Consider the following 23,074-nt stretch of genomic DNA (forward strand, 5'->3'; position numbering starts at 1 on the left):
AGCGGGGCCTTACAGATTCATCTCAAACAGTGACAGCTGGTTAGATTCCGGCAGGCCGGCCAGAAGCCCCAGCTCTGCCATATAGTCGATCACGCTCTTGCTGACCTTGGTCCTCTGCCAGAAATCATCCCTGGACAGATATGGCCCTTCTTTGGAAGCTTTCTCTACAGCCTCCGCAGCCTTGTCCCCCATCCCGTCAATACTGCTGAGGGGCGGCATGAGTTTTCCATCGATGATCTGGAACTTGGTAGCTTTCGCCCGGTAGATGTCAAGGGGCATAAATTCCAGCCCCCTGGCGTACATCTCCTGGACGATATGCATATCCTTCATGGTGTCCTGCTCCTTCTTGCTCAGGGTCGCGGAGCGCCGGGTATAATCGTCAATATAGTACTGCAGCTTCTCTTTCCCCTGACACATGATCTCGTAAGAGAAAGCATCCGCCCGGATTCCAAAATACGCCCCATAATAAGCAAGAGGATAATTGATCTTGCAGTAGGCGATCCGGTAGGCCATCATAACATAGGCCGCCGCGTGGGCTTTGGGGAACATGTACTTGATCTTCTCACAGGAACCAATGTACCAGTCCGGTACCCCATGCTCTGCCATATCCTTCTTAAACTCCGGCCATTCTTTACATTTTCCTTTGGCCACCGCGCCTTTTCGCACCCGCTCCATAATGGTGAAAGACTCTTCGCTGTCCATCCCCTTATTGATCAGATAGGTCATGATATCGTCCCGAGTACAAATGGCTGTGGAAATGGTAGCCGTACCGCTGCGGATCAGATCTTGGGCATTGTTCAGCCACACGTCTGTTCCATGGGACAATCCCGAGATCCGAATCAGGTCAGATAAAGTCTGCGGCTTGGTATCTACCACCATCTGGATAACGAAATCCGTCCCAAATTCCGGGATTCCCAGGCAGCCTACCGGACATCCTCCAATATCTTCCGGCTTGATCCCCAGCGCCGATGTGTCGTGGAACAAGGACATTACACCGGGATCATCCAGGGGAATCTTGGTGGCGTCAAACCGATGATCCGTCTCATTATACTCATTGTCCATGGCCGGAGAACTGATATAGCTTTCCAGGGCCTTGATCATGGTAGGATCATCATGTCCCAGAATATCCAGCTTCAGCAGGTTATGGTCAATGGAGTGATAATCAAAATGGGTAGTGATGATATCTGTGTGGGTATCATTGGCCGGATGCTGCACCGGAGTAAAGGAATTAATGTCTTCCCCGTGAGGCAGGACGATGATCCCTCCCGGATGCTGTCCGGTACTCCTGCGGATTCCCGTACATCCCTGGACGATCCGGTCAATCTCACAGTTCCGCTTTCTCTGACCCCGTTCCTCATAATAATTCTTCACATAGCCAAATGCCGTCTTGTCCGCCAAAGTGGCGATGGTCCCTGCCCGGAAGGTCTGTCCGGTACCAAAGATCACCTCTGTATACTTGTGGGCGCTGCTCTGATAGTCCCCGGAAAAGTTCAGGTCGATATCCGGTTCTTTATTCCCTTTAAATCCGAGGAAGGTCTCAAAGGGGATATCAAATCCGTCTTTTACCAGAGGTTCCCCGCACACCGGGCAGTTCTTGTCCGGCATATCCCATCCGCAGCCTCCCGCGTAAGACCTGACTTCTTCAGAGTCAAAATCGCTGTAATGACAGTTTTTGCAGTAATAGTGGGGACTTAAAGGATTCACCTCTGTAATGCCCGCCATAGTGGCCACAAAGGAGGACCCGACAGATCCCCTGGACCCTACCAGATAACCGTCCTCATTGGACTTCCACACCAGCTTCTGGGCTATGATATACATAACCGCGAATCCATTGGAGATAATGGAATTCAGTTCCCTCTCCAGCCGTTCTGTAACTACCTCAGGCAGATTCTCCCCGTACATGGAGTGAGCCTTCTCATAACAAATATCCCTCAGCGTCTGATCCGAATTCTCGATCACCGGCGGACATTTGTCCGGACGCACAGGGGAGATCCGTTCCACCATATCCGCGATCCTATTCGGCGTCTCGATCACCACTTCCCTGGCTTTCGCAGACCCCAGATACTCAAACTCTTCCAGCATCTCGTCTGTGGTATGCAGGTACAAAGGCGCCTGCTCATCCGCATCGGAGAACCCTTTCCCCGTCATAATGATCCTCCGGTAGACTTCGTCTTCCGGATCGAGGAAATGCACGTCGCAGGTGGCTGCCACTGGTTTTCCAAACTGTTCCCCCAGTTTTACGATCTTCCGGTTGATCTCCCGCAGGTCTTCCTCATTGCGCACCTTTGTGATCCGATCGCTGGCGATCATAAACCGGTTGTTTCCCAGAGGCTGGATTTCCAGGTAATCATAGAAGTTTACGATCCTGGCGATCCGCTCCTGAGACTTATCATTTAAGATCGCCTGATAAAGTTCTCCCGCCTCACAGGCGCTTCCCACGATCAACCCTTCTCGGTACTTAGACAGCTCGCTCTTGGGAATCCTGGGATGCCGGCCAAAATATTCCAGATGGGACTTGGAGATCAAAGTGTAGAGATTCACTCTGCCTGTCTCATTTTTCGCAAGAATGATCACATGATAGGAGGGCAGTTTTTTCACCGCGTCTTTGCTCTGGGCCCCATATTGATTGAGCTGCGTCAGATCATGGATGCCTTTTTCCCCTAACATCTCTAAGAACTTTACAAAAATCTCAGCCGTAGCTCCCGCGTCATCTACCGCCCGGTGGTGGTTTTCCAGAGAAATATGCAGGGCGCCCGCCACCACATTCAGTTTATACTTAGACAGGGTGGGCAGCAGAATCCTGGCCATGGCTACCGTATCTACAGAAGTAAAGTCCGGCGTTATATCCTGATAGCGGCAGTTCTGCTCAATAAATCCCACGTCAAAACTGGCGTTATGGGCTACCAGCGGCGCATTCCCCACGAATTCCAGGAACTGCGGCAGCACCGTCTGGATATCCGGCGCTTCCATCACCATCTGGTCCGTGATGCTGGTAAGCCGGGTGATCTCAAAGGGAATGGGAACTCCGGGATTCACAAAGGTACTGAACCGCTCCGTGATCTTTCCCCCTTCCACCTTCACCGCGCCAATCTCGATGATCTTATCGCTGATCGCGCTGAAACCGGTGGTCTCAATATCAAACACCACATAGGTATCCTTCAGGGACTGGCCCTTTTCGCCCACCGCCACATCCTGAAGGTCGTCTACCAGATACCCTTCCACCCCGTAAATGATCTTAAAAGGATCGTCTTTGTCCAAAGTCTCTATATAATGATTCGCGTCCGGGAAAGCCTGCACCACGCCATGGTCGGTGATGGCGATGGCTTTATGCCCCCAGTCATGGGCTCTTTTTACAATGTCCTTCACCTCAGAAACGCCGTCCATGTCGCTCATCTTGGTGTGGCAGTGAAGCTCTACCCGCTTTTGGGGGGATGTATCCTTCCTGGATTCGGTAAAGTCGGGAATTTTCCGTATTCCCGTGACAGAACCGATGGTCAGCTCACCGTCAAACTTATCAATAGTAGTCACACCTTTCAGCTTCAGAAAAGCGCCCATCTTGATCTCCGCCAGGATATCCGCAAGCTGGTCGTTTCTTACAAACATCTTCACCATGATCGTATCGGTAAAATCCGTCAGCGCAAACATAACAATCGTCTTCTCGTTGCGGATCTCCCTGGTGTCAAAATGAATCACCTTTCCCCGGATGGTGATCTCTCCCATTTCTGTGACTACTTGGAATAATTCCATAGGCTCATCATCAAAGGGTCTTCCGTAAACAAGATTAGGATCATCGCTCTTCCATTTTTGTCCGGATCCATTCTCTTTCCGGCCATATCCCCCGTTTCCTTTCCGGCTATACCGGCCGCCGGAAGGAGAGGCGCTCTCCTGCTTCTTGTCCGGTTTCTCTTCCTTCTCTTTTGCTTTTTCCTTCTCCTCCTGGACCGCGGCTGTCTGCTCCAGGATCGCTTCCACTTCCTGGCGCAGTTTTTCTTCATTGTGTTTCAACAGGCTCTCTTTCTTTTCCTCATAAAGCACATGGACTTCTACCGGACAGCCAAACCTTTCTCCATATACATGTTCCAGATAAGAACACAAAGCTTCCTTCTTTCCCTTGGCCACAATGGAATCTTCCAGCTTCAGGCAGAGCACCTTCCCCTCATGAAAGGAAATATCCGCGTTTTGGAGCATATTCCGCTCTACTACGCTGATCTGGTCCAGTTCTTCCAGGAAACTGTCATAGTATTCTTTCATTATATTCTCCGGTGTATACTGACCGGAAAGTGTGAATTCTTCCTGAATCTCTACTCTGATCCGCGCGCGGCCAAACAGTTGATTCTTGATCATTTTCTCCAATTCATAAATCTTCTGCTTCTGGATCAGATGCCCGCTTTGGATCTGTACCCGGATAAAATCCCTGCCGCTGTTTGTCGTCACCTTGCGCACTTCCACACCGTGAAACAGCCTCCGCATATCTTCTTCCACTTTTAATGTAGGAAATACTTCAAAAAACTCTTTACTCATTCCAGTGCAGCAGCTCCTGTCTCAATGTCTCCAATAACTCTTCTTCTTTCACTTTCTTCACAACTTGTCCCTTTTTGATCAGCAATCCTTCCCCGATGCCTCCAGCGATGCCGATATCCGCTTCTTTGGCTTCCCCCGGCCCGTTTACCACACAGCCCATTACCGCCACCTTAAGATCCAGAGGAATATCCGCCACCATGGCTTCCACCTGGTTGGCTAGGCCGATCAGATCGATCTTGGTCCGCCCGCAAGTAGGACAGGAAACCACCTCGATCCCGCCTTTCCTAAGTCCCAGTGTCTTAAGGATCAATTTCGCCGATTTGATCTCTTCCACAGGGTCTCCTGTCAGAGACACCCGGATAGTATCCCCGATGCCTTGATGGAGGATCAGGCCAAGTCCGATGGAGGACTTGATATTCCCAGCCAGCAGCGTTCCAGATTCTGTAATCCCTACGTGCAGCGGATAAGGACATTCTTTTGCCGCCAGTTCATGGGCCTTGACGCACATCAGCACATCCGAGGATTTAATGCTCACCACCAGCTGGTCGTACCCCATATCCTCGATCATATGCACTTTCTCCATGGCGCTCTCTGCCAGGCCTTCTGCCGTAACCCCGCCATATTTCTCGATCAGCGGCTTCTCCAAAGATCCGCTGTTGACGCCTACCCGGATAGGCACACCGGCTTCCTTTGCCGTATCCACCACGGCTTTCACCCGGTCAGGGCCGCCGATATTTCCCGGATTGATCCGGATCTTATCCGCTCCATGGCGGATCGCCTCAATAGCCAGCCGATAATCAAAATGGATATCCGCCACCAATGGAATATGGATCCGTTCCTTGATCTTCGCAAGAGCCGCGGCAGCCTCCATCGTGGGCACCGCGCAGCGGATGATCTCGCATCCCGCCCGCTCAAGCGCCAGGATCTGTGCCACAGTGGCTTCCACATCTTCTGTGCGGGTATTTGTCATAGACTGTATAGCCACAGGGTTCCCGCCGCCTATCGTCACCGTTCCGATTTTTATTTTCTTCGTCTCGTTTCTTAACATACCTGTTCCCTTTCCTTTCCGACACGGGCTTCCTGCTGCCCGCCAGGTAAAAAGAATCCCTCTACCTCTCACCTGTAAACGGGTGATAAATAGAGGGCAGAGTTTCTTGTCTTCATGTTCCTTATTGTTTGATCAAAATGATCTGATCCCCATACTCACGCTCTGACAGGGTAAGCGTATCCTGATCTACGCTGTAATCAAAGGTGTCTCTCAGGGAATCCACCGCCTCTTCAATGCTTTCCGGCGTCAAGCTTCCATCGGATTCCTCCGCCATTTTCTGAACCGCTTCCTGGTCCTCATGGATGGTGATCGTCTTAGCGTCCCGGTCCAGGGTATACTCCATAGGCACTTCGATCTGACTTCCATTTTCCGCCTCTAAGACTGTGACCGTAGCCGCTCCGCCTGATTCAACATTCAGACTGATCTTCCCATTCTCGTCCTCCCATCTGCCTTCCAGCGGATTCGTCGTAAATAATTTCGTTAGCAGAAATATCACGATCAGGACTATCAAGACAGAGGAAACAAGGAGTGCCGTCCTCCACAGGCGGCTTCTTTTCGCCTCGTCATTTTTTGCTACTATCATAAATTTTTTCCTCCTTAAGTCTGTCGTTTTTCTGTCTACAAATAAATTATAGGTTCTTTCCCTGACAGTGTCAACGGGATAATCTAATGTTCCGTTCTGGAACTTACGCGCAACACTTTGTTGATATTTGACACTTCCCATGTTCTTTACCGCAACACTTGTTAAAATATACCAAAATATGAGCAGAAGGGAGACCGGCCATGTCTTTTGATAAAAAACTAAAAACTTTACGGCTTGAAAATAACATGACCCAGGAATATCTTGCCCGCCGTCTGAATGTAGCTCGTTCAACGATCGCAGGGTATGAAACCAAAAACCGCCAGCCCTCCCATGAGAAACTGACGGCTCTTGCCGGTCTTTTCCATGTTTCCATAGACTATCTGCTGGATGAAAGCGAATCGGATGAGTCAGACTGCGCTCAGGAAACTTATTGCCCTAAGAACGAGCAGAAACTCATCGCCAGATACCGTTCTCTATCTCTTCAGTCCAAGAAAGATCTGCTTTCCTATATCCATCTTCTGGAACTTAGAGACCGGGAACAGATCCGGACCTAAACATCCCCCTGTCCACGCAGCATCCTTTCAATCTCCGCCGGTTCCGGCATGGAACGGATCGCGCCCTTCTTCATTGTGATCAGAGCGGCTCCCGCATTAGCGTAAGAAAGGATCTCTCCCAGCGTTTCTTCATTCAGATCTTTCATCCCATATTTCAGCAGGCCGTGGATGGCGCAGCCGCAGAAGGTATCGCCGGCCCCTGTGGTATCGACCGCCCGGACCCGGAATCCGCTTCTTTCCACCTTAAGATCTTTGAAATAAGCCCTGCTTCCATCTTTTCCCATGGTCAGAAAGATCACCGGAATCTGGTACTTTTCCTGGAGATAGCGAATTCCTTCCTCATAATCTTCCTTCCCTGATACGAACTGGATCTCATTATCTGAGATCTTCAACATATCACAGTACTGGAAGCCATACTCCATCATTGCCTTGGCCTCCTCCAGGGAATTCCATAAAGGCGGCCTTAAATTAGGATCGAAGGTAATGAGACATCCTGCCTCTTTGGCTGTCTTCAGCGCCTTTTTCGTAGCTGTCCGCACCGGCTCGTCCGTCATTGACAGTGTGCCGAAATGAAAAACTTTAGAATTCCTGATCAGATCATAATCCACCTCATCTTCAGACAGCATCATATCCGCGCCGGGATTCCGGTAAAAAGAAAATTCCCGATCCCCATCCGGGAAGGTATGGACAAAGGCCAGCGTCGTATGGGTTTCCTCATCCAGCACAAGGCCTTTGGAGCTGATGCCTAATTCCCCGATGGTCTCCTTTAACAGCCTTCCAAACTGATCCTTCCCTACTTTTCCAATAAACGCCGTCTTCCTGTCCAGTTTGTTGAGCATTGCCAGCACATTGCAGGGAGCACCTCCCGGACACGCCTCAAACAGTCCGTTTCCCTGCTCGCTCTGGCCGTTCTTTGGGAAATCCACCAGCAATTCTCCCAGCGCTGTCACATCATACATTTTCTCCATGATCTACCCCTCCTGTTTTTCTCTCTAATCATCCCCCAGTTTGGACGCAATGAACCATCCGATCCCAAACGCCGCTGCTCCAGTCACGATCGCCAGAACGGAGAAGCCGCTCCAGTCTGTCTTTAAGAGGATCGCGATCGGGGAAGCCAGGATCAATCCCAGTATCGCCCAGTAAGCATGAGTCTCGGCACGCTGAAAAATAAACTCAATAATCTTGGCGATCAGAAAGATTCCCAGGATCACTCCGATCCCAAAAGGAACCAATATCAGCATGTTCTCCACGATCACCGGCATATCCAAAGACAACGCCGCTTCTACGAAGTCGTTGATACTTTCCAGTATCGTATTATAATATCCCAGGACCATCAGCATCATAGACCCGCTGACTCCAGGCACCACCATGGTTGCCGCGGCGATCACTCCCACGATCAAAAGTTTCAGAACATTGATCAAGCTGAAACTAACGTCCGCCGCCGCCCCTTCTGCCTCTCCCATGAGAGCCATTCCCACTACGATCAGGAAAAACACCAGAAATGCCGCGATCATTCCCGGCTTTATGGTTTTCCCCTTGACATGGGTGAAAATGAACGGTACGCTGCCCGCGATCAATCCGCAGAATAGCAAATTCGTCTGGATCGGAAACATAGCGAAACAAAATTCCAAGATCCGTGCCGCCACAATGATCGCCGCCGCGATCCCGATAAAGATCGGAAGCATAAAGCGCACGCTTTCCTTAAATTCTTTCCGCAGATGGGTGATCGCGTGGATCAGTTTGTCATAGATCCCCATCGCTACCATCATCGTACCGCCGCTGACTCCCGGAATGATATTCGCGATTCCGATCACAAGCCCTTGAAGTATTTTTTTGAGCATTCTCTAAAAATCTCCTTTACCCTTTTATATATTCTCTCAAAAATCCAAATAGTTTCTCCATCTCTTCTCTCGTACCAATGGTGACTCTCAAATAGTCCTCAATCCGGCTGCCGCCCCAGAATCGGACGTAGATTCCCTGCTCTCTCAGGGCCTGGAACAATTCTTGGCCCGAATACTCCGGATGGGTGACAAACAGGAAATTGGCCTTCGAATCCAGATATCGGAATCCCAGTTTGGTAAATTCCGCCTTGGCCCATTCTCTGGTATCTACGATCTTCCGGATGGTCTCTTCAAAATAATCCCGGTCCGCAAGGGCCGCCGTACCGCAGGCAAGAGCCGCCTGATTCATAGTATAAGAATTGAAAGAAAACTTGGCATCCATCAGATACCGGATCAGGGCGGGACTGGCAATAGCGTATCCGATACGCATTCCCGCCATAGACCGGGCCTTGGAGAAAGTCTGGACTACGATCAGATTGTCATAGCCGTTCAGCAGTTCCAAAGCGGAACAGCCGCCAAAATCAATATACGCCTCATCTACGATCACGATCACATCCCGATTGTGATCCAGGATATCTCTGATCGTATCCAGGTCTTCACAGATCCCTGTGGGCGCATTGGGGTTTGGAAAGATAACGCCGCCGTTCGGCTTGTAATAATCTTCTTTTACCAGCCGGAACTCCTTGTCCAGCGGCTGACACTCATAGGGGATCCCGTAAAGATCCGCCCATACCTTATAAAAGGAATAGGTAATGTCCGGGAAAAGGATAGGCTTTTCTGAATTAAAAAACGTCAGAAAGCACATGGAGAGCACATCGTCCGAACCAACTCCCACAAACACCTGATCCTCTCCCACATTGTACCAGTCCGAAAGCGCCCGCGTCAGTTTCCGGCAGTCTGGATCCGGATAGAGCCGCTGAAGATCTGTGTCCATCTCAAGCAAAGCTTTTTTCACGCCTGGCGCCGGCGGATAAGGATTTTCATTGGTATTTAGTTTGATCACCGGATGCTGGGGCTGTTCCCCCGGCACATACGGCTGTACTTTCCGAATATTTTTCTCAAATACTTTCATGATCCAATTCCCCTGTCTATACACTTAGAAATATTCTTTCGCCAGTTCCCGGAATTTGGGAAGGGAGTTGACGATCGTTTCATAGGAGACACAATAGGCGATCCGCACATATCCCGGACACGCGAAAGAACTTCCCGGAACCAGAAGAATGTTGTATTTCTTCGCCGCCGCGCAGAATTCTTTCTCATCTTCTATTGGGGATTTCATAAAAAGATAGAACGCGCCTTCCGGTTTGATACAGGTAAAACCGCACTCCGTCAATCCGTTATATAAAGTTTCTCTATTTCTGTCATAATAAGATACATCCGTCTTCTCATGGATACATTTGGCAACTACCTTCTGCTGAAGGGTAGGCGCATTGACAAAGCCCAAGATCCTGGTAGCCACGTTGGCCGCCGTCAAAAGATCCGCGCTGTCTTTCACTTCATCCGGAATCACCAGATAACCGATCCGCTCTCCCGGAAGGGAAAGAGACTTACTGTAAGAATATCCCACGATCGTATTGGCATAATACTTGGTCAGATATGGCACTTCCGCCCCGTCATAGACCAGCTCCCGGTAGGGCTCGTCTGAGATCAGATAAATCTCTGTTCCATATTCCTGCTGTTTCTGTTCCATAATAGCCGCCAGCTTCTTGATGGTATCCTCAGAGTAGACCACTCCCGTCGGATTGTTGGGCGTATTGATGATCACCGCTTTCGTCTTCGGTGTGATCTTGGCCTCAAACTCATCTAATTTGGGCTGGAAGGTCTCTGTATCCGGGGAAATCTCCACTAAAACCCCATCATAATTGCTGGTATAAGCACGATACTCTCCAAAGTACGGGGCAAACGTGATCACCTCATCTCCCGGATTGATCAGGCTTTTGAGGATCACATTCAGGCCTCCTGCCGCCCCCACCGTCATGATGATGTTCTTCCCCTCAAAATGAGTGCCAAAACGTTCATTTAAAGAGTCGGCCACCGTCTGCCGTACGTCAGCGTACCCGCTGTTGCTGTTGGTATACCCGTGGAGCACCAGCGGGTCGTCCTCATCCAAAAGCTCTATAATGGCTTTCTTAACCGCTTCCGGCGCCGGCACATTGGGATTGCCAAGACTGAAATCAAATACATTTTCCGCCCCGTAGATACCTGCCAGACGGTTTCCTTCCTCGAACATTGCCCGGATGGCAGAACTATTTGCCACCAGTCCTTTCATTTTCTCTGCTATCATCGCTTATCTCTCCTTTTCTGCAACAGTTCCTTTTTCTACCATAAATGCCGGACGGTAGGAAAGCTTGGCTTTCCTGAGTCCTTCCGAACCTGTGTCTTCCTCCCGGTTGATATACTGGTACTCCCTGCATTCATGTTCCGCGAACTGCTGGTTGATCATAGTATACGCTCCAGGTACTTCCGCGAACGCTTTCTCAATATGGACCACAAAAGTATCCGAACAAATCGGCTCTCCTAAAGTAAACGCTACGATCTGGCCGTCCACGCGGAGAAGTCCGCCTTTCAGCTCCAGCTCCTCAAACAGCCGCAGCGCGTTGAGGGTTACGCACATTTCCGCGTTTTTTTCTTCATCCTCATCACAGCCATTATCCTTTCTCCATTTCAGAGCCATCTGAAAACACTCTTCCAGATTCTCTCTGCGGATCGGCTCGTAGCTCCAGCGCCCTTCGTACAGGTTCTTAAACTTATTGATATGATTTCTCTTTCCATGGAGCTTTTTCCCGGACAGAGTGATCAGTTTCTCCGACTCATAGACGTAATCCGCCTGATCCCGGTCGTACTCCACCTGGAACCTTCCCGGATACCACTGTTCCAGCCGTTCAAAATCGCTGGGCGTCACATTGTACATACGAAACGGGAAGCCTGCCCGCCGGCTGAATTCCATCATCTCTTCCAGGGCGTTTTTCACAGCTTCATCCTCTCCCGCCGGGAACGCGTAGGACAGATGGCTGTCATTCTGACTCTTAAACACCAGCGCTCCCTCAATGACCGCCCATTTGACCGGGTACTGCCGGGACCATAAAAACACGTTTACAAAAGTCCTCTCACAGCTCCTGCTGGTATGGTGCTTAAAATAATGAGAAATGATTTCCTTATCTTCTAATTCTGCTTTTTTAAATTGACTCTCTTCCATGTCTTTTCCTTCTATTGATTCTATATCTTTTCGGTACACGTGTTTTAGTATACCATTTTCTCCCACATCTTACAATCGGGGCCGGGGGATTTTTAAAAATCCCCCGGCCCCGATTGAAAATGCCCTGTCCCTTTTTAGTAACGTTAAATAATTTTTAATTCTTTTGTATAATGAGTAAGTACCTCACAACCATCTTTTGTAATCAGCACCAGATCTTCAATCCGCACGCCGATTCCTTCTTCTCTCAGATAAATTCCCGGCTCTACGGAAAAAAACTGGCCCGGACGGATAATCTCCTGATTGACCGCCGACACGTCCCCGGTCTCATGGGGTTCGATCCCGATCGAATGTCCGGTCCTGTGTGTAAAATATGGCCCATACCCTTTTTCTTCAATATAACTCCTGCAGGCATGATCCACATCGCACATGCGGTTCCCCGGCTTTGCGGCCGCAATCCCGCGGATCTGTGCTTCTCTGACGATCTCATAGATCTCACGCGCTTTTTCCGATACTTCTCCGAGAAATACCGTTCTTGTCATATCAGAGCAATATCCATTGAGATTGCCGCCGATGTCAAAGAGCACACAGTCACCTTGTTTCCCTTTGGTGTTATCCGTCACATGGTGGGGATCCGCGCAGCCCTTCCCATAAGCTGTGATCGGCTTATAGATTGTTTTGGAATGGCCGCTTTCTTCGTATAGCTTACAGGCAATCTCATTCAGCTCTGTCTCTGTGTATCCTTTATTCGCCTGCTCGACCAGTTTCGCCATGATTTGGTCATTGGCCCTGGCAGCCGCCCGCATAAGCTCCTGTTCTTCCTCGTCTTTGATCAGACGCACGCCGTCCACGATACTGGAGCCATTGACATAACCGCTGGCCCCGTTAAGCTCCTGCAGCCTTAACAGGAACCGGGACGGCCATACCTTATCCACTCCGATCACTTTATCCCGCTCTGTCAGGCGAGCGATGATCTCTACCGGGTCCTCCACATCGTCATACCATACCAGTTCCACGCCCAGATCTTCCTTCTGCGGAAACAGACGGTTGATCACCAGCTTATGTCCCCCGTTCACATTCAGATACAGGGCAAGGAGCCGTTCCCCCGGCATGATCCACTTCCCTGTCAGATAAAAGATAGAAGCCGGGTCTGTGATAAGTAACTGGGGAACCTTCCGTTTGCCCATCTCGTCCAGTATCCGGTTTAACCTTGCGTTATTCATGCGCTCCACCTCCCGCGAGCATCATCTTGATGATCTCCGTATTGGTTTCTTTCATGCCGACTCTTCCCAAATATCCCACATTCGAAATGGTAGCTTCCACACCTTTCGTCACGATCCCGTCGCCCGCGTAAAACTGCTGGCCGTTCTGGTACATTTGATACCCCAGGATCCCTGCTTCCACCGACTGGGCAATCTTGGCCGCGCAGGAAGCCTTTGCTCCGTCGCACACGATCCCTGACGTAATTGCAAGAGCGTTCACCAAGGTATGGATGATCGTCTCATAATCTCCGCCGCACAGATATGCGATCCCTGTTCCCGCTGCCGCTCCGGCGCTTACCGCTCCGCAGTAGGCAGACAGCCTTCCGATCCCTGTCTTCTGATGGATGGCCGTCAGGTTGGAAAGGGCCAGCGCCCGCAGGCAGGTCTCTTCGTCCGCCTGAAGTTCTTTGGCATACTCCAGGACCGGCAGGGAACAAGTCATTCCCTGATTCCCGCTTCCTGCGTTGATTACTACCGGCAACTCACAGCCATTCATTCTCGCGTCCGACCCAGCGGCCGCCATAGCCTTTGCCCTGTTCTGCACTCCGTCCCCGCCGCTTTTTAACAGGATCTTCCCAATATTTGCCCCGTAGTCTCCTTTCAGACCTTCCTGGGCGATAGCTGTATTATAATCCGCCTGCCTTGTCAGAAGTTCCCGGATATCCTGGATTTCCACAGACTGCACAAAGTCCCAGATATCCTCCATGTTCAGAAGACTTCTGTCCGTCTCAGGATCCTCCTCACCTTCTGTATGATCTGCGGCAAATAAAACTTCCCCGTCTTTCTCGATCCGAACGATATTCGTATGATAATCGGTAATGCGCACCATGGCGCTGTCTTTCCCATTATATTCTGCAACGATCAGATCAAATACCTCCCCGTCTTCCAGATGCTCCACGTGGATCGGTACTTGTTCCAGAAAATCTTTGATCTGGGGAATCTTTTCCCCGGAAATGCCGGCAAGCACTTCCAGCTTTTTCCCGGCGTCTCCCGCCACGATCCCGGCTGCCGCTGCCGCCGGAATCCCTTTCATCTTCCCGGTGTTGGGAACGATCACGCTCTTTACATTTTTAATGATACTTCCGCTGGCCCGGATCTCTACCCGGTCCGGCGCCGCTCCCAGGACTTCCCTTGCCCGCGCGGCGGCATAGGCAAGGGCGATCGGTTCCGTACATCCCATTGCCGGCACCAGTTCTTCTTCCAGGATCCTGATATAGGCCTGGTATTTTTCATCTGTCCGTTTCATTATGCCTTTCCTCCTATACAAGTAAATATTGCAGAACCCAGAAGACTGTCGGAAGTGTCACGGCAGAGCAGACTGTGGTCACGACAATGCTGCCCATCGCGCAGTCTCCATCTGCCCCATACCCTTTTGCCATTATTACGACTGCTGACATCGTAGGCATTCCTGCTATAAGCGCCACCGTCACGCCTAGATTTTTATCCAGCAGAAACTGCTCTAGCAGAAGATAAAGCAAAATTGGGATCAAACACATCTTAATTCCCACGATTCCGTACAGCTCTTTTTGGGTTATATATTTTCGGATATCCGCGCAGGCAAACAGACCGCCCAGATAGATCATAGCCATCGGCGTCGCTCCGGTAGTTATTTTTTGCAGCGCGCTATCCAGGATTTCCGGGACTGGCACCATGCCTATCACACAGACTACCGCCAAAACAATCGACACCGAGGCAGGGTTGAGCAACTTCCAGGGATTAAATCTTTCCTCTTTAGAAGATGTGAGCAGTTTCACTCCCACCGTCCATAAAGTCAGTTGGTCTATGATCAAAAAAATAGAAATATACAGCATTCCTTTTTCCGGGAAAATGCTGGTAATGATCGGAATTCCCATAAATCCAATATTCCCGAACATTGCAAGAGCCTGATATACGCCCTTTTGCTCTGCTTTGATCCTGAATAAGCAGGTCATTCCTTTTGCCGCGCCAAACATAAATATATAAAATACAACAGCAAGTAAAAGAATCGGAAAGGATGAAAGCAGATCTGCCCGGTCCACATTGTGGACAATACTTGTAAAGTTCATGACCGGCAATGCCATTTTTAGGACAAAACGCGAGATTGCTTCCAGAGAAACCGCATCCAGCACTCCCGATTTCACCATGATGACGCCAATGATGATATAGATCGCAAATAAACCGATCTGTTCTATCAGAATCCCAAAGATATCCACTTCCATTTCCTTTCTTTTCAGTATCAGTATATATTAAAATTTTCCGTTTGATAGGATTCTATCTGATCTGCCATCTCCTGCCCCCAGGTTTTCCTAAAATCACAAAACACGGTTTTTACAATCTCTTTTCCTTCTTCCCCCAGCACCGACTCTATCATTTCCGCAAACGAATAATAGGTATGGGCACAGTGGTAAGCAAAATCCCGGACCGCTCCTTTTCTGGGAGTCAGGGAGCCCTCCGGCGGCATCTGGGCATCTTTGACCACAAAGACGCACTGGTCGCTTTCATGGAGGGTGGCCGCCGTATGAAACGGGATCTCATCATTGAAGCCTCTTAAGATCGCTTCATCCAGACAGCCACAGTAAAGCCTTCCTGCTTCTGACTGTCCCATCTCCTGGAACTGCTGATGCCAGGGACAGCGGGTGATATGGTACTCATAGTCCGGCGAGTTACGAACTACCTGTTTCACACAGGCAGTCCCCGCATCCAGCATTTCTCTGGAAGGCGCCCACTCTCCATACCGGCAGAAGGAGGCATAATCCAATTTTCCTCCATCCCTTAACACCCTTTGAGCCATCCGGCTTCCTCTCTGCATCGCGTAATGCTTGACCGCGTGGACAAAGACCGCCTTTCCCTGCTCTCCTTTTTTCTCCCACAACTTCTCGTAGTATTTCCCCACAATGTATGCCTGGGTCTTCTCCGTAAAGCTCATACTAAGTCTCCTTATCCTTCTTTCAGGTCGTGGCAGTAGGAGTGATAGCTCTTTCCTGTCATCTGGCTCTCAAACGCGGCTTTTGCCTGCTCCATCAGTTCGCTGTTTTCTATCAGCTTTAATCCGGCAAGAGCCATGACTTTCGCCGCGTACACGCTTCCCTTGAATGCCATTGGATGACCAGCGCAGGCCGTCACCTGCCAGGTGTGGGCCACCAGTCCCGGCGGATACGCCGTATTCTGGAAAAACGCCGTGGGGACGATATGGGACACATCGCCTACGTCAAAGCCTCCCGGGATATCATAAATCCCCACCGGGCGCACTCCAAACTGCATGGGATTTTCTTTCGTCACCCCATAGGCTTTTTCTTTCCTGCGCACAGACTCTTCCGGCATAGTCTCGCTGATCTTTTCCGCGAAAGCCAGTTCTTCTTCCGTATAGGGCTCCATTTCCCCTTCCAGCTCTTCCATACACGAATGGACTAGCTCCACCAGGGTTGGATTGTTCAGGATGGGATAGCAGCCTCCCGTCTCTTCCACCTCACACTTGGTCCCGGTCATCAGGGCCGCTCCTTCCATGATGTTTTTCACCCGTTCAAAGGCATCGTCGATCCTGGCGCTGTCTAAGGCTCGAACGGTATAAGTGCCCTCCGCGTAATCAGGAACGATATTGGCCGCCTGGCCGCCCTGGTTGATAATGTAACTCATACGCACATCGTCGGCTACATGCTCCCGCAGGAAATTGATCCCCACATTGGCCAATTCCAGGGCATCCAGGGCGCTTCTTCCCAGTTCGGGAGACAGTCCCGCGTGAGAAGGGGTCCCGTGGAAACGGACGATGAATCCCCTGCACCCCTGTGTAGTTCCATAGGAAACTTCTGTGGAATAGGCAGGATGGTTCGCGATCACCGCATCCAGATCCCGGAAAGCTCCCCTGGCAGCCATGACTGGTTTGCCTTTTAGTGTTTCCTCTGCCGGACAGCCATAGTAGATCACGCTTCCTTTGGCCTTGTTTTGTTCCAGTTCCGCTTTCAGACCGATGGCGGCCGCCGCCGCTGCCATCCCTAATAGATTGTGACAGCAGCCATGACCCCACGCCTGGCCTTCGATCTCTTCTTTTTCTGTGGATACTGACTGAGCCAGGCCGGGAAGGGCATCGTACTCTCCAAGGAATCCGATGGCCGGCTTCCCTTCTCCCCAGACCGCCCGGAAGGCGGTAGAAAGTCCATAGATCCCCCGCTCCACCTGGAACCCAGCCTCTTCCAGCAGGCTGGCGGTCCAGGCCGCGGCCTTTTCCTCATGCAGCGCTCCTTCTGGCTGCTTCCAGATCTTTTGTTCCAGATCCCAAAGTTTATCTCTGTGCTCTTCAATCTCTTTTATGATCTTATCTCCCTGCATGGCGCGCCTCCTATTTGATCACATTTTTTCTAAACAGAAACAGCGCGATGCCCATGGCGCCAAATACGATCACCAGTGGTACCAAAGCAGAGAGGGCTGTGGCCGGGATGAACGACAGGAAGCCCATATTCTGCGCGAATTTGATGATAAACGCGACCGGCACCACGTAAAGCGCAAGCTTTGGTTTTCCTACCACCGCATTTGCCAGCATAGAACCAAACAGGGCCGGAAGGAGCAGGTTCATAGCGGAAGTCACACTTTCCGGCAGTACGCCCACGATCATCGTCCCGAATAAGGCGCCGATGGTAAGGATGACCAGGTTCACTACAACAGATACGGAGATCCCTACCGTTGCCACAACTTCTCCCTCTTCCGTCCCAGATTCCACTTCCGCGGCCTCCTGTGCCGCCAGAGCGGCCGGAACCTTCATATTGCTGACATTTCCTGACAGAAATCCCATGTAGATCCCAGCGGAGCCAAGAGCAGGAAAATAGGTGATCGGTTCGGTCAGCGCCGCTCCCATAACCAGAGACATCATACTGATACAGGTGGCCAGCACGATCGTCCAGTCCGGCATATGTCCCATCGGGATCAGCGCCACCGGAGGCAGGAAGATAAACACCATACCAATGATATCCAGACGAACGCCCCAGCGGTTTACAAAAGGTTTATACTGTGTCTTATATACTTCATTCATTCTTCTCACACTCCAATCCTCTTACTCATTAAAGAAACAGACATCCGATCAGCATACCGCCTATCATGGCGATGGTAAGACCATATTTCCGCGGCCACGCTTTCCCTGATTTCTTTGCGTATACCATCACCAGCACGCTGATGGCAAATCCCGCGATCGTCGCGATCACTTCTCCAGACAGAGAAAAAGGAATCACCCGGTCTAACGCCAGATTTGAAAACACACCCAGCATACCTGCTACAGAAATAATTCCTAAAATTACTGGGTTTTTATCTGCTATCTTGCTTTTGACCTTTTCCATCTGAGGCGTAAAGATGATGGCGCAGATGATATATGGAAGGCAGCATAAAGTCATGACCCACACGGCGCTGACGAAGATGGTTACCGTCATCTCCGGTGATCCCAAGGTGGTTCCCGCCGTATTCGCCGTTGCCTCCGCGCATCCCAACTCATAGATGATGAACCCGATATAGTCCAGACGCAGCCAGGCGATCGGCCCTCCAAGGGAAATGATCAGCGGAACCATACTGAACAAGACTACCAGCGAGGGACCGATGGTTGATACCGCCGAGCTTGTGACAGCGCTGTGGAACTGCTTCTTGCTGATTCCCATTTCCAGACCTACGTTGATAGATTTTTTATAAAAGACGTAAGCTACGACCACAAGATATACAATCGGCGGCAGACAGACCAGCCACATCGTAAGACTATTTGCGATTTCTAAGTAATTCATGAAAATTCCTCCTTTTCTACTCTACTTCATCCATTCCGTTCGTTTCATTTTTTCCATATAAGCCAGATATTCTTCCTTGGTCATCTGCGGTTCAAATGCTTCTGTGATCTCTTTGATCTTCTTTCCTCCATCCTTCAGCATCCGATAGACCGTCAGCGCAAAGATCTTTGCCGGTTCTATGTAGGCAAGCTGCTCGTCATTTACGAAAATGCCTGCATCATGGAGTTCTCCTGCGTATCCTCCTGTCCGAAACTGGTACAGTGGAAGGATATGGGACACTTCTCCAAAATCGGTAGACCCCGCTTCATGGAAATCCGCGTTCCGGTACTGCACCGGATAGTCAAGCCCCCTTTCTTTTTCTTCTTTGGACAGATCCAAAAGCACTTGTTCCATCACTTCCGTGTCTTTCACCGGAATTGTGGGCAGATAGCCGGGAATCGTGATCACTTCTGCTTCGCAGCCAAGCCCTATGGCCCCGGCCCGGACCGAGCGGTCATATTTCCGCTCCCCATCCAGGATTGCCCGGATATTCTTGGCCCTTACGGAACTTTCAATACATGAGTGGTCCGCGATGATATTCATCGCTTCTCCTGCCTTAGGAAGAAAACTGTGTATCCTTACACTGTCCTCATCCCGGAATGTCTCCCTCTGCAGATCAATGCTGTGCATGGCAAGAAGGGCCGCGTTCAGCGCGTCTGCCCCTCTGTCTGGGAAACTGGCGGCATGAGCCGCCTTTCCATGGAAATAGGCGATCTTATTGACAAATCCATTGGTACTTCCGTTTGCCAGGATAAATCCAGGCACGTCTGGAGTAATGTGATGACCGATGGCGGCCGAGATATCATCGAATACGCCAAGGCGAATCAGTTCACTTTTCCCCCCGCCAAATTGGATCACTCCCTTCTCCATCAGATTGTTTTTAAATTCAATATCTACAAATTCCTCTGAGGGAACTGCCAGGAACGCCACATTTCCCCCCAGACTTTCTCTTACCTCCGGGTCGCTCAGAGCGATCGCCGCTCCATAAAGCCCCGCGATCTGGGCGTTGTGTCCGCAACAGTGGGCGGCGCCCGTCACTGGATTCGTGTATGGATGATTGTCCACCGGAAGCGCGTCCATCTCTCCAACTACCGCGATTACCGGCTCTCCCGGTTCCGTTGGTTTCAGATATCCTTTCACTCCTGTGACCGCAAGCCCCGTCTTGCACCTGATCCCCAGTCCTTCCAGCGCTTCCGTGACTTTTCCCGCCGTCCGGTATTCTCTGAATCCCATTTCCGCATGCGCGTAGATGTCTCTCCCCATGGCGGCGATCTCTTCTTTTCTGTCTTCTATGATCTTCATAATCCGCTGTTCGATCCGATCCATTTTCATTCCCCCTATCTATGGTTTCTTTATACGAATTTTTGTTTCTCTATATGTTTTACTGTATTATAAAAGTTCAAAAAATATTTGTAAACCTTAAATTCACATCTTCTTTTTTTTCATTATTTTGTCTAATTTTGGCTTTTTATTTTCTGTAATAATCGCCATTAAATTTCTGTATACGAAATTTAATTTCTCAATAATCTTTACATTTCGTTGAAAACTGTTATATGATGACTGTATATAGAAGCTATTTGACAGCCAAAAGATCGAAAGAAAGGAATCCGTTTAAAATGGAAGAATCTGTTAAAAACCCATACCTGCTGCAATCCGTGAGCAATGCTCTCTCTATCATCGAGCTGCTTGGCCAGCATGAGGAACTCAGCGCCTTAGAGGTCTCCCAACTTATGGGCATCGGAAAGGCTACCGCTTTCCGTCTTCTCTATACCCTGGAGCAGCATAATTTTGTCGCGAAAAGCAGCTATGCCAAGTATCGGCTCAGCATCAAGCTTGCCTCCCTTGGAGAAGTGGTGACCCGGCGTATGGAGATCACCCGGATCGTGCACCCTTACCTGGAAAAGCTCAGCCATCAATTTCATGAAACCGCCCACCTGGTCGTCTGGAACTCTCAGACGGACGTGATCGTAGCCGATCGAGTCATCGGCTCATCTCCCATCAGTTACAAGACTGTGACCGGATTTATCACTCCCGCCCACTCAGCGGCAAGCGGAAGAGTTCTCCTGGCCTATGCGGAACCTGAGAAGATCGAGGCCTATCTTCAGGAAGCAGATTTCATCCAGCACAACGGTCTGGGGCTCAAAAATGGCGCGGAACTGCGAAATCTGATTCAGGAAATCCATAGCAGCGGTATGGCAGAGAATGAGGGAGATGCCATCCTGGGGCTTTCGGCCTATGCTGTTCCCATTTTCGACAACCAGGGCATTGCGATTGCTTCCATCAGCGTCTCCGGTGCCCAGGCCAGTTTAAACGCCCAGAAAAAACAAATCATTTCTGCTCTGAAGTCCTGCGCCCAGGAAATCAATGACCTGATTTCTCTATAAAAAAGAAACACATCTTCCCAATCAATCATTAATAAGATCTCGGCTATAAAAAGCGTATCCTCAAAAGGATATGCTTTTTTTGTTTAAACCTTGGATACTACAGGATTCATTGATTCAATCTATAAATTCATGCAAATTACTAATGATACAAAACCATGACATATGTCTCACCACCAAGGCTGATATGCTAAAATAGAATCAGTTTTGTAGAAATGTGATGCGATGATGAATTACGTTGAAAAAGTAGATATGAAGATAGAAAATGCGCTGTTTACTTTGATGGAAGATCAAAGACTTTCGGTGATAACGGTCACCCAGATCGTTCAGAAAGCGAAGGTAAGTAGGGCATCTTTTTATCGCAATTTTTGTTCAAGAGAAGATATTATAAAAAGATATATTGACGGTCTCATCTTAGATATCTTTGACATTATAAGAGCCAGCGATACGCCTGAGCAGCGGCTGAAAGACATCCTGCTTTTGGCAGAAGAAGAAAGGTCAAGACTCGTCATTCTTTTAAAGCAGGGATATGAGATAGAACTTCTGCAGTTTATCAACCGTGAAATTTTAAACTTCGCACAGAAAAACGGTAAGGCAAAGAATATCAATTCCCTGTATGTGTACGTGGGAGGAATCTTCAATCTGGTGATAAACTGGCTGTTCAATGACTGCCAGGACACAGCCGCAGATCTTTGCAGGATCATTTCTGACACCATGGACAATCCAGATTTCTCTTTCAACTAAGACGGTTCAGACATTATCCTCAAATGTCTAGATAATATAATCATTTTAAAGAAGGAGAAGAACTATGAAAAAGAAATTGATTTCATCATTGCTGGTTTTCACAATGGTGGCAGGTTTGCTGACGGGATGTTCCGGAGGAGCTTCCGACAGCGGAAGCGGGGACTCTTCAGAGTCAGAAAACCAGTCCTCAGAAGAGAGCGGGGAATTGCAAAAGGTCGTCATTGCGGCAAATCCTTTGAGCGGACAGGTTCTGGATGCCATTTCCACAGACAGAGGCTTTTATGAAGAAGAAGGAATTGAGGTAGAGATCAATTACTGCAACTCCAATGAAGATGCTTTTACAGCTCTTTCTACCGGACACGCGGATCTTGTTTCCACTTACGGAACGGGTATGCCCCTGCAGTATATCGGCAATGGAGAAGATCTGACGATCTTTGCTGGATATATGCTGGAAGGAGCTATGACGCTCATCACCAAACCTGGCGTAGAAATCAACGATGCTTCTGATCTTGACGGTATGAAAGTTGCCGGCAACATTTCTGATTACTGTGTATCCTGGCCGGCGGAAGAAGCCGGGGCTACGATCGAATGGGTAGAGATCCCAGAGCATCAGGATCGTCTTCAGGCGGTAGCCAATGGAGAGGTTGACGCAATGGTAGGTACCACAGGCATCGACTACAACGCAAGAGAATTAGGCCTTGAAGTCGCGGCGTACTGCGACGATCTCATGCCGGAGTACTCCTGCTGCCGGGCTGCCTGCAGGACAGAATGGCTTGAGGAAAATCCAGAAGCTGTGAAAGGACTCCTCAAAGCTTGGATCAGAGCCCTGAATGTATTGCAGACAGAACGTGACTACGCCATCGATCTTATGACAGAAACCCTTGATCTTGACAGAGATTACTGCGCGAACTACATGGAAAACGAGCACTGGAACATCAATGTTGACCCGGATCTTTACGCGGTAAGCCGCGCTTGGTACGCAATGGGACAGCTTGGTCTTCTTTCCGATGATTCGCTGGAGACACTTCAGGCCCACTATAACTCAGAGATCTATAAAGAGGCTTTGGATGAATGTGTCGAAACCTATTATGATGAGAATCCTGAATACTATGATGGGTGCCTGACTTTCTACGAAGAGAATAACCGTTTGTATGAGGCATATGAATAGAAATTAAG

Annotated in this window: 20 protein-coding genes; 4 read left to right on the forward strand and 16 right to left on the reverse strand. The window is 49.7% G+C overall.

Features of this window, described 5'->3' with window-relative positions:
* Positions 1–9 precede the first annotated feature (9 nt).
* From FND36_12260 to FND36_12270, 3 genes are all read right to left on the reverse strand, one after another.
* Positions 10–4,521 (reverse strand): PolC-type DNA polymerase III, encoded by a 4,512-nt coding sequence (locus FND36_12260; protein ID QDW74739.1) that lies wholly within the window; start codon positions 4,519–4,521, stop codon positions 10–12.
* Positions 4,514–5,569, reverse strand: coding sequence for a flavodoxin-dependent (E)-4-hydroxy-3-methylbut-2-enyl-diphosphate synthase (gene ispG, locus FND36_12265; GenBank protein QDW74740.1), 1,056 nt, complete (start codon positions 5,567–5,569; stop codon positions 4,514–4,516). Before ispG ends, FND36_12260 begins: the two co-directional genes overlap by 8 nt.
* 121 nt (positions 5,570–5,690) lie before the next feature.
* On the reverse strand, positions 5,691–6,152 hold the full coding sequence (locus FND36_12270) for a hypothetical protein (GenBank protein QDW74741.1): 462 nt from the start codon (positions 6,150–6,152) through the stop codon (positions 5,691–5,693).
* 200 nt (positions 6,153–6,352) lie between these two features.
* On the opposite strand from FND36_12270, the gene FND36_12275 reads away from it, so the two are divergent.
* The gene (locus FND36_12275) at positions 6,353–6,706 is read left to right on the forward strand and encodes a helix-turn-helix transcriptional regulator (GenBank protein QDW74742.1); all 354 of its coding nucleotides are present in this window, start codon (positions 6,353–6,355) and stop codon (positions 6,704–6,706) included.
* Here FND36_12275 and FND36_12280 read toward each other — a convergent pair.
* The 13 genes from FND36_12280 to FND36_12340 all read right to left on the reverse strand — a co-directional run bounded on the left by FND36_12280 (position 6,703) and on the right by FND36_12340 (position 20,105).
* Complete coding sequence (locus tag FND36_12280; GenBank protein ID QDW74743.1) at positions 6,703–7,674, reverse strand: carbohydrate kinase; 972 nt, start codon at positions 7,672–7,674, stop codon at positions 6,703–6,705. The two genes, FND36_12275 and FND36_12280, sit on opposite strands and share 4 nt — an antisense overlap.
* A gap of 24 nt (positions 7,675–7,698) precedes the next feature.
* On the reverse strand, positions 7,699–8,547 hold the full coding sequence (locus FND36_12285) for a DUF368 domain-containing protein (GenBank protein ID QDW74744.1): 849 nt from the start codon (positions 8,545–8,547) through the stop codon (positions 7,699–7,701).
* Positions 8,548–8,563: 16 nt separating this feature from the next.
* Positions 8,564–9,619: a histidinol-phosphate transaminase gene (locus FND36_12290; GenBank protein QDW74745.1), complete on the reverse strand. Its 1,056-nt coding sequence runs from the start codon at positions 9,617–9,619 to the stop codon at positions 8,564–8,566.
* Positions 9,620–9,643: 24 nt separating this feature from the next.
* Positions 9,644–10,831 (reverse strand): pyridoxal phosphate-dependent aminotransferase, encoded by a 1,188-nt coding sequence (locus tag FND36_12295; protein ID QDW74746.1) that lies wholly within the window; start codon positions 10,829–10,831, stop codon positions 9,644–9,646.
* Positions 10,832–10,834: 3 nt separating this feature from the next.
* Positions 10,835–11,743, reverse strand: coding sequence for a DUF2156 domain-containing protein (locus FND36_12300; GenBank protein QDW74747.1), 909 nt, complete (start codon positions 11,741–11,743; stop codon positions 10,835–10,837).
* Positions 11,744–11,886: 143 nt separating this feature from the next.
* A complete protein-coding gene (locus FND36_12305) occupies positions 11,887–12,963 on the reverse strand; it encodes an aminopeptidase P family protein (GenBank protein QDW74748.1) in 1,077 nt (358 codons plus the stop codon).
* Positions 12,956–14,248: a serine dehydratase subunit alpha family protein gene (locus FND36_12310; protein QDW74749.1), complete on the reverse strand. Its 1,293-nt coding sequence runs from the start codon at positions 14,246–14,248 to the stop codon at positions 12,956–12,958. The genes FND36_12305 and FND36_12310 overlap by 8 nt, the downstream gene beginning before the upstream one ends.
* A 13-nt stretch (positions 14,249–14,261) precedes the next feature.
* Entirely contained in the window at positions 14,262–15,200 is a 939-nt protein-coding gene (locus FND36_12315) for an AEC family transporter (protein QDW74750.1), read from the reverse strand.
* Positions 15,201–15,217: 17 nt separating this feature from the next.
* On the reverse strand, positions 15,218–15,907 hold the full coding sequence (locus FND36_12320; GenBank protein QDW74751.1) for a hypothetical protein: 690 nt from the start codon (positions 15,905–15,907) through the stop codon (positions 15,218–15,220).
* An 11-nt stretch (positions 15,908–15,918) separates the two neighbouring features.
* Complete coding sequence (locus FND36_12325; protein ID QDW74752.1) at positions 15,919–17,304, reverse strand: amidohydrolase; 1,386 nt, start codon at positions 17,302–17,304, stop codon at positions 15,919–15,921.
* A 10-nt stretch (positions 17,305–17,314) separates the two neighbouring features.
* Positions 17,315–18,001 (reverse strand): hypothetical protein, encoded by a 687-nt coding sequence (locus FND36_12330; GenBank protein ID QDW74753.1) that lies wholly within the window; start codon positions 17,999–18,001, stop codon positions 17,315–17,317.
* 28 nt (positions 18,002–18,029) lie between these two features.
* Positions 18,030–18,734, reverse strand: a complete 705-nt coding sequence (locus tag FND36_12335) for a DUF5058 family protein (GenBank protein ID QDW74754.1) — start codon at positions 18,732–18,734, stop codon at positions 18,030–18,032.
* A gap of 21 nt (positions 18,735–18,755) precedes the next feature.
* Positions 18,756–20,105: an amidohydrolase gene (locus tag FND36_12340; GenBank protein QDW74755.1), complete on the reverse strand. Its 1,350-nt coding sequence runs from the start codon at positions 20,103–20,105 to the stop codon at positions 18,756–18,758.
* A 221-nt stretch (positions 20,106–20,326) separates the two neighbouring features.
* Here FND36_12340 and FND36_12345 point away from each other — a divergent pair, with 221 nt between their 5' ends.
* The 3 genes from FND36_12345 (at position 20,327) to FND36_12355 (ending at position 23,066) form a co-directional block, all read left to right on the forward strand.
* Positions 20,327–21,157 (forward strand): IclR family transcriptional regulator, encoded by an 831-nt coding sequence (locus FND36_12345; protein QDW74756.1) that lies wholly within the window; start codon positions 20,327–20,329, stop codon positions 21,155–21,157.
* A gap of 222 nt (positions 21,158–21,379) precedes the next feature.
* Positions 21,380–21,898: a TetR/AcrR family transcriptional regulator gene (locus FND36_12350; GenBank protein QDW74757.1), complete on the forward strand. Its 519-nt coding sequence runs from the start codon at positions 21,380–21,382 to the stop codon at positions 21,896–21,898.
* 64 nt (positions 21,899–21,962) lie between these two features.
* Positions 21,963–23,066: a hypothetical protein gene (locus tag FND36_12355; GenBank protein QDW74758.1), complete on the forward strand. Its 1,104-nt coding sequence runs from the start codon at positions 21,963–21,965 to the stop codon at positions 23,064–23,066.
* The last annotated feature ends 8 nt before the right edge of the window (positions 23,067–23,074 follow it).

The organism is Lachnospiraceae bacterium KGMB03038 (genome assembly GCA_007361935.1).
GTDB lineage: Bacteria > Bacillota > Clostridia > Lachnospirales > Lachnospiraceae > Massilistercora.

Bases quoted from the DNA above. Each gene is read 5' to 3' on its own strand.
- FND36_12260 (QDW74739.1), bottom strand. From the start codon at position 4,521: ATGAGTAAAGAGTTTTTTGAAGTATTTCCTACATTAAAAGTGGAAGAA.
- ispG (QDW74740.1), bottom strand. From the start codon at position 5,569: ATGTTAAGAAACGAGACGAAGAAAATAAAAATCGGAACGGTGACGATA.
- FND36_12270 (QDW74741.1), bottom strand. From the start codon at position 6,152: ATGATAGTAGCAAAAAATGACGAGGCGAAAAGAAGCCGCCTGTGGAGG.
- FND36_12275 (QDW74742.1), top strand. From the start codon at position 6,353: ATGTCTTTTGATAAAAAACTAAAAACTTTACGGCTTGAAAATAACATG.
- FND36_12280 (QDW74743.1), bottom strand. From the start codon at position 7,674: ATGGAGAAAATGTATGATGTGACAGCGCTGGGAGAATTGCTGGTGGAT.
- FND36_12285 (QDW74744.1), bottom strand. From the start codon at position 8,547: ATGCTCAAAAAAATACTTCAAGGGCTTGTGATCGGAATCGCGAATATC.
- FND36_12290 (QDW74745.1), bottom strand. From the start codon at position 9,619: ATGAAAGTATTTGAGAAAAATATTCGGAAAGTACAGCCGTATGTGCCG.
- FND36_12295 (QDW74746.1), bottom strand. From the start codon at position 10,831: ATGATAGCAGAGAAAATGAAAGGACTGGTGGCAAATAGTTCTGCCATC.
- FND36_12300 (QDW74747.1), bottom strand. From the start codon at position 11,743: ATGGAAGAGAGTCAATTTAAAAAAGCAGAATTAGAAGATAAGGAAATC.
- FND36_12305 (QDW74748.1), bottom strand. From the start codon at position 12,963: ATGAATAACGCAAGGTTAAACCGGATACTGGACGAGATGGGCAAACGG.
- FND36_12310 (QDW74749.1), bottom strand. From the start codon at position 14,248: ATGAAACGGACAGATGAAAAATACCAGGCCTATATCAGGATCCTGGAA.
- FND36_12315 (QDW74750.1), bottom strand. From the start codon at position 15,200: ATGGAAGTGGATATCTTTGGGATTCTGATAGAACAGATCGGTTTATTT.
- FND36_12320 (QDW74751.1), bottom strand. From the start codon at position 15,907: ATGAGCTTTACGGAGAAGACCCAGGCATACATTGTGGGGAAATACTAC.
- FND36_12325 (QDW74752.1), bottom strand. From the start codon at position 17,304: ATGCAGGGAGATAAGATCATAAAAGAGATTGAAGAGCACAGAGATAAA.
- FND36_12330 (QDW74753.1), bottom strand. From the start codon at position 18,001: ATGAATGAAGTATATAAGACACAGTATAAACCTTTTGTAAACCGCTGG.
- FND36_12335 (QDW74754.1), bottom strand. From the start codon at position 18,734: ATGAATTACTTAGAAATCGCAAATAGTCTTACGATGTGGCTGGTCTGT.
- FND36_12340 (QDW74755.1), bottom strand. From the start codon at position 20,105: ATGAAAATGGATCGGATCGAACAGCGGATTATGAAGATCATAGAAGAC.
- FND36_12345 (QDW74756.1), top strand. From the start codon at position 20,327: ATGATGACTGTATATAGAAGCTATTTGACAGCCAAAAGATCGAAAGAA.
- FND36_12350 (QDW74757.1), top strand. From the start codon at position 21,380: ATGATGAATTACGTTGAAAAAGTAGATATGAAGATAGAAAATGCGCTG.
- FND36_12355 (QDW74758.1), top strand. From the start codon at position 21,963: ATGAAAAAGAAATTGATTTCATCATTGCTGGTTTTCACAATGGTGGCA.